This window comes from Synechococcus sp. NB0720_010 (assembly GCF_023078835.1).
Lineage (GTDB): Bacteria > Cyanobacteriota > Cyanobacteriia > PCC-6307 > Cyanobiaceae > Vulcanococcus.
On sequence record NZ_CP090898.1, the window covers coordinates 809,430 to 824,396 of the forward strand.

General features: G+C 65.1%; 16 protein-coding genes and 1 tRNA gene. 9 read left to right on the forward strand and 8 right to left on the reverse strand.

Annotated features, from left to right (window positions below):
- Positions 1–12: 12 nt before the first annotated feature.
- The 3 genes from LY254_RS04215 to LY254_RS04225 all read right to left on the reverse strand — a co-directional run bounded on the left by LY254_RS04215 (position 13) and on the right by LY254_RS04225 (position 1,353).
- Positions 13–387 (reverse strand): hypothetical protein, encoded by a 375-nt coding sequence (locus LY254_RS04215; RefSeq protein ID WP_247479123.1) that lies wholly within the window; start codon positions 385–387, stop codon positions 13–15.
- Between the two features lie 90 nt (positions 388–477).
- The gene (locus LY254_RS04220; protein ID WP_247479124.1) at positions 478–891 is read right to left on the reverse strand and encodes a cAMP phosphodiesterase; all 414 of its coding nucleotides are present in this window, start codon (positions 889–891) and stop codon (positions 478–480) included.
- Positions 892–942: 51 nt separating this feature from the next.
- Entirely contained in the window at positions 943–1,353 is a 411-nt protein-coding gene (locus tag LY254_RS04225; RefSeq protein WP_363159473.1) for a hypothetical protein, read from the reverse strand.
- Between the two features lie 358 nt (positions 1,354–1,711).
- Between LY254_RS04225 and LY254_RS04230 the strand changes: the two genes are divergently transcribed.
- Entirely contained in the window at positions 1,712–2,854 is a 1,143-nt protein-coding gene (locus LY254_RS04230) for a histidine kinase (protein ID WP_247479728.1), read from the forward strand.
- 123 nt (positions 2,855–2,977) lie between these two features.
- Positions 2,978–3,050 (forward strand) — tRNA-Glu (locus tag LY254_RS04235).
- 52 nt (positions 3,051–3,102) lie between these two features.
- Here LY254_RS04235 and LY254_RS04240 read toward each other — a convergent pair.
- Entirely contained in the window at positions 3,103–3,573 is a 471-nt protein-coding gene (locus LY254_RS04240; RefSeq protein ID WP_247479729.1) for an SRPBCC family protein, read from the reverse strand.
- A 243-nt stretch (positions 3,574–3,816) separates the two neighbouring features.
- Between LY254_RS04240 and LY254_RS04245 the strand changes: the two genes are divergently transcribed.
- The 7 genes from LY254_RS04245 to LY254_RS04275 all read left to right on the forward strand — a co-directional run bounded on the left by LY254_RS04245 (position 3,817) and on the right by LY254_RS04275 (position 11,133).
- A complete protein-coding gene (locus tag LY254_RS04245) occupies positions 3,817–4,992 on the forward strand; it encodes a phycobilisome linker polypeptide (RefSeq protein ID WP_247479125.1) in 1,176 nt (391 codons plus the stop codon).
- Between the two features lie 115 nt (positions 4,993–5,107).
- Entirely contained in the window at positions 5,108–6,631 is a 1,524-nt protein-coding gene (zwf, locus tag LY254_RS04250) for a glucose-6-phosphate dehydrogenase (protein WP_247479126.1), read from the forward strand.
- Positions 6,632–6,668: 37 nt separating this feature from the next.
- Positions 6,669–7,973, forward strand: coding sequence for a glucose-6-phosphate dehydrogenase assembly protein OpcA (locus tag LY254_RS04255; protein ID WP_247479128.1), 1,305 nt, complete (start codon positions 6,669–6,671; stop codon positions 7,971–7,973).
- Between the two features lie 8 nt (positions 7,974–7,981).
- Positions 7,982–9,352, forward strand: coding sequence for a cobyrinate a,c-diamide synthase (locus LY254_RS04260; RefSeq protein ID WP_247479130.1), 1,371 nt, complete (start codon positions 7,982–7,984; stop codon positions 9,350–9,352).
- A gap of 2 nt (positions 9,353–9,354) precedes the next feature.
- A complete protein-coding gene (locus LY254_RS04265) occupies positions 9,355–9,957 on the forward strand; it encodes a histidine phosphatase family protein (RefSeq protein ID WP_247479132.1) in 603 nt (200 codons plus the stop codon).
- Between the two features lie 69 nt (positions 9,958–10,026).
- On the forward strand, positions 10,027–10,446 hold the full coding sequence (locus LY254_RS04270) for an acylphosphatase (RefSeq protein ID WP_296421681.1): 420 nt from the start codon (positions 10,027–10,029) through the stop codon (positions 10,444–10,446).
- Positions 10,447–11,133 carry a GAP family protein gene (locus LY254_RS04275; RefSeq protein ID WP_247479133.1) on the forward strand — a complete coding sequence of 229 codons (687 nt, stop codon included), beginning with the start codon at positions 10,447–10,449 and terminating at the stop codon, positions 11,131–11,133.
- On the opposite strand, the gene LY254_RS04280 is transcribed toward LY254_RS04275, so the two are convergent.
- Genes LY254_RS04280 through folD form a run of 4 tightly spaced genes read right to left on the reverse strand, consistent with a single transcriptional unit; the run spans position 11,126 to position 14,942 of the window.
- Positions 11,126–12,586: an ATP-dependent RecD-like DNA helicase gene (locus LY254_RS04280; protein ID WP_247479134.1), complete on the reverse strand. Its 1,461-nt coding sequence runs from the start codon at positions 12,584–12,586 to the stop codon at positions 11,126–11,128. The genes LY254_RS04275 and LY254_RS04280 overlap by 8 nt on opposite strands.
- Complete coding sequence (locus LY254_RS04285; RefSeq protein WP_247479135.1) at positions 12,579–13,055, reverse strand: divergent PAP2 family protein; 477 nt, start codon at positions 13,053–13,055, stop codon at positions 12,579–12,581. The genes LY254_RS04280 and LY254_RS04285 overlap by 8 nt, the downstream gene beginning before the upstream one ends.
- Complete coding sequence (gene crtE, locus LY254_RS04290; protein ID WP_010317896.1) at positions 13,052–13,990, reverse strand: geranylgeranyl diphosphate synthase CrtE; 939 nt, start codon at positions 13,988–13,990, stop codon at positions 13,052–13,054. Before crtE ends, LY254_RS04285 begins: the two co-directional genes overlap by 4 nt.
- A gap of 55 nt (positions 13,991–14,045) precedes the next feature.
- Entirely contained in the window at positions 14,046–14,942 is an 897-nt protein-coding gene (folD, locus tag LY254_RS04295) for a bifunctional methylenetetrahydrofolate dehydrogenase/methenyltetrahydrofolate cyclohydrolase FolD (protein ID WP_247479137.1), read from the reverse strand.
- Between the last annotated feature and the right edge of the window lie 25 nt (positions 14,943–14,967).

Below are 14,967 nucleotides of genomic sequence, written 5' to 3' on the forward strand. Positions count from 1 at the left end.
GCGGGGGAAGAATCACCAAGGAACGGGACCCCGCCCCGTCGCCACGCTGCAGCCCATCTGGGAGCCGAGCAGAGCACCGAGGGGAATCGCCCATGCCCGACCATCCTGGCGGGAGAGGGCATAGGCCGCCGCCCCACCGGTTAATCCACCCCAAAGCCGACCGGTGTTGCAGGAGACCGCCGGGGTCTGCGCGACCGGAAGGGCTCTGGTTTGGCGCTCACGCCAGGTTGTTTCCTGTCGAGGCCTCCGGACCGGCCTCCAAACCTGATGGTGATGCTGCCTGTGCCAGCGCTCGCCATGGGCGAACGCTGGAGCAGGCAGAAGGCCCGACACGGGGGACAGCGCTACGCAGATCAGCAGCAGCGTCAACGGAGAACGAGAGGTCATCGAATCAGTCCAAAGGGGACCTCTTCAGACAATCTCCGGCGCTGCGGTGATCTCTGACTGAACGTCCCCTGAAGGACGACTAGATGCGACTCAGGGCTTCTTGGCCGGCTTCTGGGGTTGTGCAGCGCGGCCTTTAACCGCTTCCTCAACCTTGGCCTTCACATCGGCTGGGACCTCGTTGGGGCAGACCTCAACGGCACCCAAGACCGCCGAATTAATCGAACCGCGGCGCAGCTCTTCGATCGAGAGGGGTTTGTTACCCACCTGAGCGATCTGGGACTGATGCCCCCCTTGAATCACCTGCGCGATCGTCTCACCAGCAATCGCCACGGCCTTATCAAAGTCCGTATCTGCAGCCCGGGCGATGCAGACATTGAGTGCCGCAATGCGGGTGTAGAGGTTCATCTCTGCCTCGGTAGCCGGAGCCGCCTGGACCGGCAGTGGTGCGATCCAGAGCACCACGGGCAGGAGGACGAGGCCCAGGTGAATCCGAGACAGGCGCACGCGAACAGCAGCAATTGGCTCTAATCCTGATGCACGCCGCACCAAGGGGCACTAGTCGTCGCTGCGCAACGGCGGACCAGCCTCCTCAACCCGAATTTCGTGGTGGGTTTCCACCAGCTCCAAGTTGCCGTCACGCCAGGAATAAATCGAACGCGCCCGGAACTGGTCTTGGTTCACCAGACGGATGTGCTCAAGGATGTCCCACTCCTGGTAGTGCGACTCAAAGACCACCTCGTGCTCATCCGCCTGGCGGATCTGACTTTTGGTGGGGGATCCGCAGAGATAACCCCGGCTGCGGCGCAGCTGATGGCCGCAAAGGGTCGCATCCATCGTGCCCTCGCGGACATAACGGGGCTTGAGCTCAAAAAAGTCGTATTCCTTCTCTGGCCACCAGGTGAAGCGATAACGGGGTTCAGATTCGACCTGATCCTCAAAGGTCTGAACCCTGAGGAACATGTCCACCCGCAGGACTTCATCGTCCGGGAAAAAGTATTGGCGGCGCGAGCGCCATAGCCCCAGGTTTCGGTTGAACCAACGCCGCAGGGTGTTATCGAATTGGATAGGGCGCCTTCCTGGAGCAGAAGGCGCCCACGAGACCGGATGGACTCGCGTCGATAGCTCCCGATGATGGACCACTGGGACTAAGCGAACAACGACTCATCACAGTCGTCATAGCGAGGCCTGCAGGTCTTGAAAAACCCCCATAGGGTGAAACAACAATTTCTCCAGGTTTCATCCTCCGGTGCACCCTGTTGGGGATCCGATCCCCGCTGGCAACGATTTGATCCGTAGCGATGGCACGGAAGGCCTTGAGGCGCCCATCCAAGGCAGCGTTGATGGCTGGGCAGAACCCGATGACGATGACTCCCCGCAACGCCGCCGTCTGAAGTTGTTGCTGGTAGCCGGCACCCACCACCGGGCCAGCGCCGATGTGCGAAGCCTGGTGGCGTTTTTGGAACGGGAAGACTTTGGCTTCGAAGTCGGCCTGGAGCTGGCGGACCCTGCGCAACGTCCGGAACTGCTGGAGCTCCACCGGCTGGTGGCCACCCCAGCACTGATCAAGCTCGAGCCCGCTCCCAAGCAGGTCTTTGCGGGCAACATGCTGCTGCAACAGCTGCGCAACTGGTTGCCGCGCTGGCAGCAGCTGGAGGTCGTGAGCGGCCTGGGCATGAGCCTCAGGCCCGCGGAGAGCGATGGCAGCCGAACGCAGCGGGAACTGCAACTGGAAGACCAGGTCCTGGTGCTGCGCCAAGAAAACGAAACGCTGATCGAACGCCTACGCGGCCAGGAGCGTCTGCTGCGGATGGTCGCCCACGAATTGAGAACCCCCCTCACGGCCTCCAAGCTGGCGCTGCAAAGCCTGAACCTCGGGCAAATCGATCAAACCCGCTTCCGCGATGTCCTCGATCGGCGCCTCGACGACATCGAGCAGTTGTCGAAGGATCTGCTGGAGGTGGGAACCACCCGCTGGGAAGCCCTGTTCAACCCCCAGCGCATCGCCCTGGGCCCCCTCGCCGCGGAGGCCATTCTTGAGCTGGAGAAGCGCTGGGTGGGCCGAGGCCTCGAGCTGATCACCGATATCCCAAGCGACCTTCCCGATGTCTATGCGGACCAGCGTCGAATGCGACAAGTGTTCCTCAACCTGCTGGAGAACGCCTTCAAGTACACGCCCGACGCCGGGCAGGTGCGCATGTCCATCTTTCACCGCACCAGCCAGTGGATCGAGGTCAGCGTCTGCGATTCCGGCCCGGGGATTCCTGTCGATGAGCAGGAGCGGATTTTTCAGGATCGGGTACGCCTCCCCCAGACCTCATCCACCACCTCTGGCTTTGGGGTCGGCCTCTCGGTCTGCCGGCGCATCACGGAAGTGCACGGGGGCCGGATCTGGGTGGTTTCCGAGCCGGATGAGGGCGCCTGCTTCTACTTCACGGTGCCCGTCTGGGACGGCCAAGGGGCCAGTTGAGTGGCAGGTCATGACCTTGATTGACGAAGGGACCCTCCGACCCGTAATTTCTATCCATCGGACGCAGCGGTCAAACGCCAAGCGCTGCAAGGGAATCTGAATTCCTTTGTCATCCGAGTCCTAGCCCCCATCGTCTAGAGGCCTAGGACACCTCCCTTTCACGGAGGCGACAGGGGTTCGAATCCCCTTGGGGGTATCTCAAAGACAAGCGGCTTCGGCCGCTTTTTTTGTGTCAACCGCTCAGCGGATCAGACCAGCGCTTCTCGGCGCTGAGCCTCGGCCTGCACAGCACGCAAGTTGGCGGCCAGATCTTCCTGCAGGCGCTGTTCAATCAGCCCGATCGGCATCCCGACGCAGCCCTGAACCGTTAATTCGTAGAGCAGGGTTGTGGTCTCTCCGTCGAAACCAATAGTCCAAACCCCATCAAAGCGGCGAAAATCCCCCTTCAACATCGTGAAGGTCAGCTGCCGAGCCTCGGGATGTTCCGTGAGCTCGAGCTGCACCCTGGCCTTGAACTGCATCCCCATAAAGCGCTGGGCACCTTCCTGCTCGAGGCCAACGACGGACCCACGCCGCCAGAGCAAGCGTGAGGTCTGGAGATTGGGGATGAAGCGGCTCAGCTGGTCGTAATCCGTCAGGACCGCCCAGATCCAGGTCGGATCAATGGCCAGGCGAAGCTGAACCGCAAGCCGGCGGGTGCCGCCTGGCAAGCGCTCCATCTCCTGCTGGATGGTGTCAAGCGAGCAGGCACCCTGGCCTGAGGACGCTGCATTCAGCGGTTCACTCAGCGCAGAGGTCGAATCCGGTGGCACCGACAACTGTGTCAAGGAATGCGCCGGGAGGGCTCAAGCTCAAGAAGCGTCAACCTAGCCCGCTCCGGAATGCAACGGAGAGAGGCCTCTGGCGCTTGAAGCTCTGCGGATTACCTATGATCGCGCGCGTCCATAGGGCAGAAGAGATTCATGCGTGTTTCGACCGCTACATCCAGCCGCAGCGACTCCCGCATGTTCACTGTGGTTGTGCAGGGGTATGGCAGTGCCCACCCCCGCAATGCCGAGCGGACGATCAGCGTTCCCTTCTCTCGCCTGCAGGCACTGATGCAATCCATCAGTCAGATCGGTGGGACGATCGTTTCGGTCACCCCCTCCTCTGAGGCGCCTGCTGCACCTGCCCCCGCGCCCGCGGCCAAGCCGGCTCCCGCCGCTGCCGCCAAAAAAGCCCCCGCTAAAAAAGCTGCTTCTGTGTCACACGCTGCCGTTCCGGTCAATCTCTACAAGCCCAAGACCCCTTTCCTGGGCACCGTTACCGAGAACTACAGCCTGCTGGGCGAAGGTGCGATCGGTCGCGTGAACCACATCACCTTCGACCTCAAAGGTGGTGATCCCCAGCTGCACTACGTCGAAGGCCAGTCCATCGGCATCATTCCCGATGGCGAGGACGCCAACGGCAAGCCCCACAAGCTCCGTCTGTATTCGATCGCCAGCACCCGCCACGGCGACGACCTGGCTGATGACACCGTCTCCCTCTGCGTGCGTCAGCTGCAGTACGAGAAGGATGGCGAAACCATCAACGGTGTCTGCTCCACCTTCCTCTGCGACATCGAGCCCGGCGCCAAGGTGAAGATCACCGGTCCGGTGGGCAAGGAAATGCTCCTGCCTGACGACGAAGAGGCCAACATCATCATGCTGGCCACCGGCACCGGCATCGCGCCGATGCGCACCTACCTGCGCCGCATGTTCGAGTCCGCCGAGCGCGAGAAGAACGGTTGGAACTTCCGCGGTAAGGCTTGGCTGTTCATGGGTGCACCCACCACCGCCAACCTGCTCTACGACGACGATTTCAACCGCTACGAGCGTGAGTTCCCCGAGAACTTCCGCTACACCAAGGCCATCAGCCGCGAGCAGAAGAACGCCAACGGCGGCCGGATGTACATCCAGGACCGCGTCAGCGAGAACGCCGATGAGATCTTCGCCATGATCGAAGACCCCAAGACCCACGTCTACATGTGCGGTCTGCGCGGCATGGAGCCCGGCATCGACGAAGCCATGACCACGGCCGCCGCGGCCAAGGGTCTGGATTGGTCCGAACTGCGTCCCAAGCTCAAAAAAGCCGAGCGCTGGCACGTCGAGACCTACTGAGCCAACGCCTCAGGTCAGCCTTTGCTCAAAAGCCCGCCTCGGCGGGCTTTTTTTGTGACGTCCGGATGCGTCCCCCAGTCAACGCCGTTAAACCTGGGGGACGCGCGCATCGCCCATGCCGGCCCAGCAAACCAACCCTCTGCGGGTAGGCCTTCGACAAGAGCGTGTCATCTCACCCCAGTGCCTGGTGATCTTTGGTGCGAGTGGTGACCTCACCCATCGCAAGTTGATCCCGGCGCTGTTCGAGCTGTTCCGCCAACGCCGATTACCCACGGAGTTCGCCATCCTCGGCTGCGCACGCAGGCCCTGGAGTGATGAGGACTTCCGCGGGCGCATGGCCGAGGCGATGGCCAGCGAAATCCAGCAGCACCAAAGCGCCTGGGAGCAATTCAGCGGCTGCCTCTTCTACGAGCCGGTGGACCTGCAGAAGGACGAAGACGTCGTCAAATTGGGCACGCGACTCGAGGCCCTCGATCGGCTCAAGGCCACCCGCGGCAACCGAACCTTCTATCTCTCGGTATCACCGGCCTATTACGGCAGCGGTTGCCGGGCCCTGGCCAACGCCGGTCTCCTCCAGGATCCCGGCCGCAGCCGGGTTGTGATCGAGAAACCCTTTGGCACGGACTACAGCAGCGCCCAAACCCTGAACCGCATCGTCCAAAGCTGCGGCAAGGAATCCCAGATCTTCCGAATCGACCACTACCTGGGCAAAGAGACCGTCCAGAACATCCTGGTGTTGCGCTTCGCCAACGCCATCTTTGAGCCGATCTGGAACCGGAATTACATCTCCAGCGTCCAGATCACAGCGGCGGAAACCGTCGGCGTGGAAGAGCGGGCCGGGTACTACGAAACCAGTGGTGCCCTGCGGGACATGGTGCAGAACCACCTCACCCAAATGCTGGCCCTCACCGCCATGGAAGCGCCCGGGCACTTCGACCCCGAGGCCATTCGCAACGAAAAGGCCAAGGTGCTGCAGGCCGCCCGGCTCGCCAATGAAGACGAGCCATGGAAATGCTGCGTGCGCGGGCAATACAGCCGCGGCGGCAGTCCGGCCAGTCCCCTAGCGGGCTACCGGGAGGAACCGGGGGTGAATCCCGACAGCACCACCGAAACCTATGTGGCGATGAAGCTGTTCATCGACAACTGGCGCTGGCAAGGGGTGCCCTTCTACCTGCGTACGGGCAAACGTCTACCCAAACGCCTCTCAGAAGTTGTGCTGACCTTCCGCAAGGCTCCCGTGCAGCTCTTTGATGCGGCGGGTGGCACCCCGACCGCCAACCAACTGGTGCTGAGGATCCAACCGGATGAAGGCGCTGGCTTTGTCTTTGACGTCAAAGCACCCGGCTCGGGCATGCGCAGCCGACCGGTGGACATGCACTTCAGCTACGAGGAGAGCTTCGGTGAGCCCTCCGATGAGGGCTATGTCCGCCTTCTAGCCGACGCGATGCTCGGCGATCCCACCCTCTTCACCCGCAGTGATGAGGTGGAGGCCGCCTGGAGGCTCTACACCCCCTTGCTGGAACTGATTGAGGACGCCCCAGCCCGCCTGCCGGTCTACCCCTACGAAGCCCGGACCTGGGGTCCCGCCGCCTCCGATTCCCTCCTGGCCGAGGACGGCCTGATGTGGCGACGCCCGTAATTCCTGCTTTTCGACGTTCTGTTCTTCAGCACTTGCCATGGCTCCCCAACTCACCCTCCAGGCCCCCATCGAGATGGCTCCCCAGGAGGTCCCGGACTATCTCAACCGGCTCTGGAGTGACCATCTCAAGGACTCCAGCGGTGCCTCCACCTTCACCCTGGTGGTGTGGGAGCCCTCCTGGCTACAGCAGCAGCTGATTCGAACCGGCCGTGCGGATGGTCCCTTGAGCGGGCTGCTCAACGATCAACTGCTGGAGGCCGCACGGCGGGCGAGCAGCGAGCTGGGGCTTCCCACCGGCACGGCTCCCACCGCGCCCCAGGTGGCCTGGGCCCTCGGGCAAGAGCCCGGGCAACACAGCGCCGAGGATCTACGCGGGCAATTCGTTGACCGTGCCATCAGCGCCCACCAACCCCGGCGCCTGATCACCCTGGCCCCCACCCTGGCGGCGGATCAGCAGTTGCAGTCGATGGTGGCGGCCTACTGCCCCCTGCCGGAAGAGCGCGGCACCACGAGCGATGCCTGCGGTGATGTGGTGGTCCTGCGGGGTGGCATGGGAGCGATGTCCCATGGCTTGTCGATGCTCCAGGAGCTGATCCCCTCAGACCTGCCCTGCTGGGTCTGGTGGAACGGGAGCATGGATGAATCACCCGAGCTCCTCGAAGGGTTGGCAACCGTGCCGCGCCGTTTGGTGGTGGACAGCTCCATCGGAGAGCCCAGGCGCTGCCTCGATCTACTGGCCCAGCGCATTGCCCTTGGACAGGCCGTCAACGACCTCAACTGGCTGCGGCTGCGGACCTGGCGGGAATCGCTGGCGATGGTCTTTGACCCCCCGACCCGCCAGAGCGCCCTCGATCAGGTGGTTCAACTGGATATCGATGTCGAAGGGCAGCATCCGGTCAAAGGACTGCTGCTGGCCGCCTGGATTGCCGATCGGCTCGGCTGGCACCTGGTAAGCAGCTTCTGGATCGATGGATCAAGCCCAGCGGAGCGGGGGATCGGGGCTGAATTCCAGCGCTCCGATGGCCAAAGCGTTCAGTTCCGCCTGATGCCTGTCCCAGTCGGCATGAGCAAGGTCCATCCCGGGGCCCTGGTCGGCCTACGCCTGATCTGCGCACCGCCGAACCGCTCGCCCCTCTGCGTGATCCTCTGCTCGGAATCAGGAGGCTGCATGCGTCTGGAGGCCGGTGGCGTCGCCTCGATGGAACTGGCCGAGGAGGTCGTGCCCCTGCCCAACGAAAGCGAGGAGATGGAAATGGCCCGCCTGCTGGGGGGAGGACATGACAGCACCAACCCACTGATGGCCGCAGCCGTCGCCCTGGCTGCCAAGCTGCTGCCCAGTTAGGACGCACCATGCCCTGCCTGATTGCCGCTCCTGCCAGCGGCAGCGGCAAGACCCTGGTCAGCCTCGCCCTCGCCGCCCTGGCGCGTCGCCGCGGCCTCAACCTGCAGACCTTCAAGGTGGGGCCGGACTACCTGGACCCCCAGCTGTTGTCCCTGGCCAGTGGCCGGGCCTGCCGAAACCTCGACGCCCTGCTCTGCGGCGAAGACTGGCTGCGGCAGAGCTTCCAGCGCCACGGCAGCCAAGGGGATCTCTGCCTGGTGGAGGGGGTGATGGGCCTCTTCGATGGCAAGGGTCCCTCCGCCGAGGGGAGTTCCGCCCACGTGGCTGCGCTGTTGCAGCTCCCGGTGGTCCTGGTGGTGGAGGCCAGCCGGCAGGCCGGCTCCCTCGCCGCCCTGGTGCGGGGCTTCCGGGACCATGACCCGCAGCTGACCATCGCCGGGGTGGTGCTCAACGGGGTGGGCAGTGCCCGCCACGAAGCCCTGCTGCGGGAGGCCCTGGCCTCGATCGCCATGCCGGTGCTTGGGGCCCTGCCCCGGCACAGCAGCCTGGAATTGCCCTCGAGACACCTGGGGCTGCTGCCCGCCCATGAACTGGAGGATGTACAGACGCGACTGGAGGCCTGGGCGGAACTGGCCCAGGAGCATCTCGACCTCGAGCAGCTCTGGCCGCTGCTAAGCGCGCCGCCTCCAGCCGAACCCCCACCAACACCAGCCCCGCCCGGGCAAGGAGTACGAGCACCGATCAAGGTGGCCCTGGCCAGCGATGCCGCCTTTCACTTCCGCTACCCCGAGGCAATCGAGCTGCTGGAGCAGAACGGATTAACCGTCGAGGCCTGGTCACCGTTAGCGGATGAACCCCTCCCTTCGGATTGCCGTGGCGTGATCCTGCCGGGGGGCTATCCGGAACTGCATGCAGGCAGCTTGAGTGCAAGCCAACGCAGCCTCAGCGACCTACGGCAGGCGCGGGCGATGGGGCTCCCGATCTACGCCGAATGCGGTGGGTTGCTGCTGCTCGGGCGCGGCCTGGAGGACCAACAGGGCATCCTGCATCCCATGGCGGATCTGCTGCCCTTTCAGGCGAGGCGCGGGAGCTTGAGCCTGGGCTATCGCCAAGCCTCCCCGCTGGGCGATGGGCTGGTGCTGCGCCAAGGCGAGACGCTCTGGGGGCACGAGTTTCACCGCTGGCAGCTCGACGCTGAGAACTCCGAGGCCTCAAGCCTTTGGCAGCTGGAGGGCTGGGGCAGTCCGGCCCGCCGAGAAGGCTGGGGCGATGGCCAGCTCCATGCCAGCTGGCTACACCTGCATTGGGGGGGCTGCCCGGCGATCCCGCAGCGCTTTGCCGCCGCCGCCCGCCAGGTCTCACCACTGGTCCCTGATTAACCATGGCCGCCTTGCACCTTTGGCTGTTGCGCCACGGCGCTACCGAATGGGCACTGAATGGACGCCACACCGGCAACACCGATCTCCCCCTGCTGCCCCAAGGCGAAGCGGAAGCGCAGGGACTCGCGCCGGTTCTGGCCCAGCACCGCTTTACCGCCGTCTTAAGCAGCCCCCTGCAACGGGCCAGACGCACCTGTGAACTGGCAGGGCTTGGCGAGCAGGCCCAGATCGAACCCGATCTCAAGGAATGGGACTACGGCGACTACGAGGGGCTGACCACCGCCGCGATTCGCCAGAGCGTCCCGGACTGGACCGTCTTCAGCCACCCCTGCCCAGGGGGAGAGAGCAGCGATCAGGTGCAGCAGCGCTGTGAGCGGGTGATTGCCCGTGCCAGCGCATACGCCAGCGGTGCACCAGGGGAGCGCTGTGACGTGGCGCTCTTTGCCCATGGCCACATCCTGCGCAGCCTCGCGGGGTGCTGGCTGGGGCAGGGCCCCGCCGGCGGCGCCCGACTGGTGCTGGGTACCGGCAGCTTCTGCGTTCTGGGCTATGAGCGCCAGACCCGCGCCCTGATCCACTGGAATGCCCCTGCCAAACCGGCCTAAAGCCGGCCGTGGCCGAAAGCCAAAACCCATGCCACCTTGAAGACACCAGGCCTTCGCAGGGGGGGGTGGATGACGCGGGATGACAGCCCACAACGCCAGTCAGGGACACCGGGCTGGCTGATTGCCGATACGCGGCCCCTCACCCGAGGAAACCGCAGCGCCAAAGTGCGGCAATGGGTGCGCCAGGAGCAGCGCCACAACAGCCAAAGCGCGCTTCGGATTGAGCGCTGGCAGCTGCAGATCCGAGGCCATGTGCAAGGCGTCGGCTTCCGTGAAAGTTGCAGCCGCATGGCCAAAGACCTTGACCTCAGCGGCTGGGTGAGGAATTGCCCGGACGGCTCCGTGGAAGTGCAGGCCGAGGGCCAGCCCCATCATCTGACCCAATTGCGCCTCTGGTGTGAACGGGGTCCCAGGGAGGCGGAGGTGCTGAGCGTGAACCAAAGCCAGCTCCCGCCCCTCAAGGAAGACTGGTTCGAAATTCGCCGTTAGATGACCAATGGCACCCTCTGGGCCGAGTTGCTGGCCTACGGCAGTGGGATCGCCCTGAGCCCGCTGCATATCGGCCTGCTGCTGCTGCTCCTGCTCGGGCCAAACCCGCTGCGGCGCGGCGGGCTGCTCGTGCTCGGCTGGATGCTCACCGTCACCGCCATGGTGGTGCTGCTGCTGACCGTGGGCCATGGCCTCCTGCTCACGATGGAGAAAGGCACCAGCCATCGCACAGGCTTGGATTTGCTCGCGGCCGGTGCCTTGCTGGCCCTGGGGCTCAAAGAATTACTGGATCGCAAAGAAGACGGTGCCGAGGCCCCCGGCTGGACCCGTCAGCTCGATCGCTTCTGCGCCATGCCCCTGCCGTTGCTGCTGGGGGTGAGTTCAGCCCTGGAGGTCATCAGCCCCGACGATCTCTTCCTCTTTGCCAAAGCCGCCTCAGCCCTGCTGTCCTCTGGGCTGAGCCAACTGCAAGAGACGCTCTACACCAGCGGCTTCGCCCTGGCCTGCAGCACGGCGCTCCTGCTGCCCTTCCTCGCGGTGCTCATCGGCCGCGACCGGGTGTTGCCCCTGCTCGAGCGCGGTAAAACCCTGCTGTTCAACAAGGGGGATCTGCTGGTGGGGGGGCTGAGCTTGGTCTTGGCGGGCTACCTCGGCTGGCAGGGCATCGAAGGCTTGCAGCTCAGCTAGCACCCTTGAGCCAGCGGCTCCAGCGATCACGCTCCTGGGTGGCCCCGGCACTGGCCAGACGCTGATCGGCACTGAGCCAAACCGCCTGCGAGGCCCGGCTGACCGCCACATAGACCAACTGGCGCCGCAGGGTGTCATCACTGGGCCAGAAGACGTCACCAGCAATGAAGACCTCGCCAAAGGTGCTGCCCTGGCTGCGGTGCACCGTCAGCACCGCAGCGGGACCCAGGGAGGCGAAGGCATCGCGCACCAGGAAATAACGCCGCCACAGACTGCGGCCCTGCTGCTTGCCGGCTTCCCGGGCCTGGAGGCGCAGGGAGCGCATGACCCCATCGAGGGCTTGGCGTCCGGCACTGCCCACCGGCGGGAGGAGACGCAGGGTGAGCCGGGTCTCGCCAGCCTCCACCTCGGCATTGAGGGTGTCGATTACGGCCGGCGTCAGGCCGTCGCCGCTGCCCACCCCAAAGTCCGCCAGGTCACAGCGCTCGGGGGTGACATCGCGGACCACCAATTCACGGTTGGAGCCGAGCAGCATGTCGGGCTCCTCCGCGGCCTCCTCCCCGGCCCGGCACGCCGGGGCCATCACCGCCGAGCGTGTCATCAAGACCTCCCCCGGCAGGACGGGGAGCTGATCGGCCATCTCGCCATGGATGGCGCGGCGGGCCAGCGGAACCAACTGCTCCAGGGCCCGGTTTGTGTAGCAAAGGATCCTGGCGTGATCGGGGTTATCGAGCTCCGCGCCGCGCTTCAGGGCCGCCTGGGCCGCCTCCAGCCACTGGGAGCGGGGCAGGACCGCCACCTGCCCCTGGGGATCCCGAACCAGACCCAAGGCGGGGGGCTGACGGCAAGGAAGATCACCACTGCGCAGACCGGTGGCGAGCTGCAACACCGGACCTTGATGGCGCACTACCTCGGTCAAGCTGGCGTTGACGGAGCGGCCCATCGAGAACACCGGGCTCTGCGGCTCCCCCACGGGCGGCAACTGGGCCGGATCGCCGACAAAGACCAAGCGGGTCTTGAAGGGGTGGGCGCAGCGCAGGGCAATCTCCAGGAGGGCGCTGTCGACCATCGAGGCCTCGTCGATCAGCACCAAGGAGAGATTCTCGAGGGAGCCAGCGGTCTGCTCGGTTTCTTCGCACCGTTCCAGATCCCCCTGGCGCTTGAGCTTCAGCCGCAGCAAACGGTGGATGGTGCTCGGGTACCAGGTGGGCTGAAGGCCGGCCCAGGACAGCTGCTGCCGCAGGACACCCACCGCCTTGTGGGTGGGGGCCACCACGGTCCAACACCAATCCCTCTGCTCCACCAGAGCCAGCAGGTGGCAGGAGAGGAAGGTCTTCCCGGTGCCAGCAAAACCACTGAGGACAAACGGAGTGCCGTCGTAGGGGGCCTTGAGCCACTGCTCAAACGCCTCGGTCGCCGCCGTTTGGCCGCTGGTTAGCCCCCCCTCAGCCAATCGCCATCCAGCCCAAGTGCTGGGCCAGGGTCAAGGGAGAGCCCACCAGCACCAGCCCCGGCAAGGAAACCAGGGGGCCCATCAGGCTGCCGACCAGCACCTCCAAGGGGGTGTGGCCGAGCTTCTCCTTGAGCGGCGCCTGCTCCTCCCCCCCATCACTCAGGGCATTCACGCGGGCTGCCGTGAGCCCAGCGGAATAGCGGACGTGGGAGGCGTCATAGAGGACCACGAAGCACATGGTCGCCGCCAGGGCAAACAGGCCGGAATCAAACCCCTGCTGCCAGCCCAGAGCGGCGGCAGTCCCGGTCAGCAAGGCCGAATGGCTCGAGGGCATGCCACCGGTCTCGACGAGCACCTTTGGGTTCCAGCGTCGGTGCACCACCAGCTCAATCACCAGCTTGGAGAACTGGGCCGTGCCACAGGCGGCGAGCCCCCACCACAGGGCCCCGTTGTCCAAAAGAGCGTTCATCGATCGCGGCTGGTGATGTAGTCCGCCAGGGCAAGCAGCGGAGCCGCCGAGCCATTGCTGTTAAACGGCTCCAGCGCTTGCTTGGCTTCCGCCACCAGGGCATCAGCCCGCTGGCGGGACTCCTCAAGACCAAGAAGCTTGGGATAGGTGGTCTTATCGGCCGTCAGGTCCTTGCCGGCGGTCTTGCCCAGCACTTCGCTGCTGGCGGTGACATCAAGGATGTCGTCAATGATCTGGAAGGCCAGACCGATGCCGCGGGCATAGGTCGTCAGGGCCGCCAGCAGGGCCTCAGAGGCGCCAGCAATCAGGGCGCCGGTCAGCACGCAGGAGCGCAGCAGCGCTCCGGTTTTGTGGAGATGGATGTACTCGAGGGTCTCGAGGTCAACGTCCTTGCCTTCGCACTCCAGGTCCACCACCTGACCGCCCACCAGGCCGGGGGCACCGGAGGCCAAAGACAGCTCGCCCACCACCTTGATCAACTGCTCGGCAGGGACCCCAGGGCTGCGCAGCGCCACCATCTCAAAGGCGCGGGTCAGCAGGGCATCGCCAGCAAGGATCGCGTTGGCTTCGCCGTAAACCTTGTGGTTCGTCGGCATTCCCCGGCGCAGGTCATCGTTGTCCATGGCCGGCAGGTCGTCATGGATCAGCGACATGGTGTGGATCATTTCCAGAGCCACAGCCGTTGGCATCGCCAAGGCCGCATCACCGCCGGCCAACTCGCAGGCCGCCAAGCAAAGGATGGGACGCAGGCGCTTGCCCCCCGCCAGGAGTGAGTAGCGCATGGCCTCCCGCAGGCTCTCGGGGCGCTCCGGCCCCAGGGAGCCATCAAGGGCCTGCTCCACCTGCTGCCGGGATGACTCCAGGTAGGCAGCGAAATCAAAGTGGCCCGGCTCCCCCGTGGAGGTGCTGTCAGTCGTCGTCACCGCCGCGCTCATGGGAGATCTGGGCCCAGGGCCATCGCTCGGGCGGATTCTCTCAGGCCGCGCCCCGCTATGGGAGCAAATCCGCCAAGGGCTGATCCAAACCGCAGCGTTGACACCAACTGGCAACGGTGTTGACCAGCAGGAGGGTCACGGTCATCGGACCGACGCCGCCCGGGACGGGGGTGATGGCGCTGGCGATCGGCTCGACCTCCTCAAAACGCACATCACCACACAACTTGGCCTTCGCTCCCGGCTCGCTGGGCAGGCGGTGAATCCCCACATCAACGACCACAGCGCCTGGCTTGACGTGCTCGGCGCCAATCATCCGGGGACGTCCAGCGGCCACCACCAGCACATCGGCCTGACGGGTGAGTTCCACCAGGTCCTTGGTGCGGGAATGGCCAATGCTCACCGTGGCGTTGGCCGCCTGCAGCATCAGGGCCATGGGCTGCCCCACCAGGATGCTGCGGCCGACCACCACGGCCCGCTTGCCCGAGAGCTCAACGCCACCCGCCGCAAGCAGGGCCATGACGCCGGCGGGGGTGCAGCTGCGGGGGCCGGGCTCCCCCTTCAGCAGGCGGCCGAGGTTGAGGGTGTGCAATCCATCGGCATCTTTTTCGGGATCGATCGCCGCCAGGAGGGGACCTTCGTCCAGTCCGTCCGGCAGCGGCAGCTGCAGAAGGATTCCATCGACCGCAGGGTCGGCATTGAGGCGTTGGATTGTGCTCAACACCTCCGCCGCCGGGGTCTCGGCGGGCAGATGGGCGCCCAGGTTGGTGATGCCAATGCGACCGCAGGCCTTCTCTTTATTGGCGACATACACACCGCTGGCCGGGTCATCCCCCACCCGCAGCACCGCCAGGCCCGGGGGCCGGCCGGCCTGGGCGAGACGTTCGGCCACGACGCGCTCGAGGCGCTCTTCCAACGCAGCTGCCAATTGACGGCCGTCGAGACGCTGAGCCATGGCGAGGGGCAGGCAATCTCCTCTC

Excerpts from the sequence above, each read along its gene's own strand:
- LY254_RS04215 (WP_247479123.1), bottom strand. The coding sequence starts at position 387 with ATGACCTCTCGTTCTCCGTTGACGCTGCTGCTGATCTGCGTAGCGCTG.
- LY254_RS04240 (WP_247479729.1), bottom strand. The coding sequence starts at position 3,573 with ATGGAGCGCTTGCCAGGCGGCACCCGCCGGCTTGCGGTTCAGCTTCGC.
- LY254_RS04245 (WP_247479125.1), top strand. The coding sequence starts at position 3,817 with ATGCGTGTTTCGACCGCTACATCCAGCCGCAGCGACTCCCGCATGTTC.
- zwf (WP_247479126.1), top strand. The coding sequence starts at position 5,108 with ATGCCGGCCCAGCAAACCAACCCTCTGCGGGTAGGCCTTCGACAAGAG.
- LY254_RS04255 (WP_247479128.1), top strand. The coding sequence starts at position 6,669 with ATGGCTCCCCAACTCACCCTCCAGGCCCCCATCGAGATGGCTCCCCAG.
- LY254_RS04260 (WP_247479130.1), top strand. The coding sequence starts at position 7,982 with ATGCCCTGCCTGATTGCCGCTCCTGCCAGCGGCAGCGGCAAGACCCTG.
- LY254_RS04265 (WP_247479132.1), top strand. The coding sequence starts at position 9,355 with ATGGCCGCCTTGCACCTTTGGCTGTTGCGCCACGGCGCTACCGAATGG.
- LY254_RS04270 (WP_296421681.1), top strand. The coding sequence starts at position 10,027 with ATGACGCGGGATGACAGCCCACAACGCCAGTCAGGGACACCGGGCTGG.
- LY254_RS04275 (WP_247479133.1), top strand. The coding sequence starts at position 10,447 with ATGACCAATGGCACCCTCTGGGCCGAGTTGCTGGCCTACGGCAGTGGG.
- LY254_RS04285 (WP_247479135.1), bottom strand. The coding sequence starts at position 13,055 with ATGAACGCTCTTTTGGACAACGGGGCCCTGTGGTGGGGGCTCGCCGCC.
- crtE (WP_010317896.1), bottom strand. The coding sequence starts at position 13,990 with ATGAGCGCGGCGGTGACGACGACTGACAGCACCTCCACGGGGGAGCCG.
- folD (WP_247479137.1), bottom strand. The coding sequence starts at position 14,942 with ATGGCTCAGCGTCTCGACGGCCGTCAATTGGCAGCTGCGTTGGAAGAG.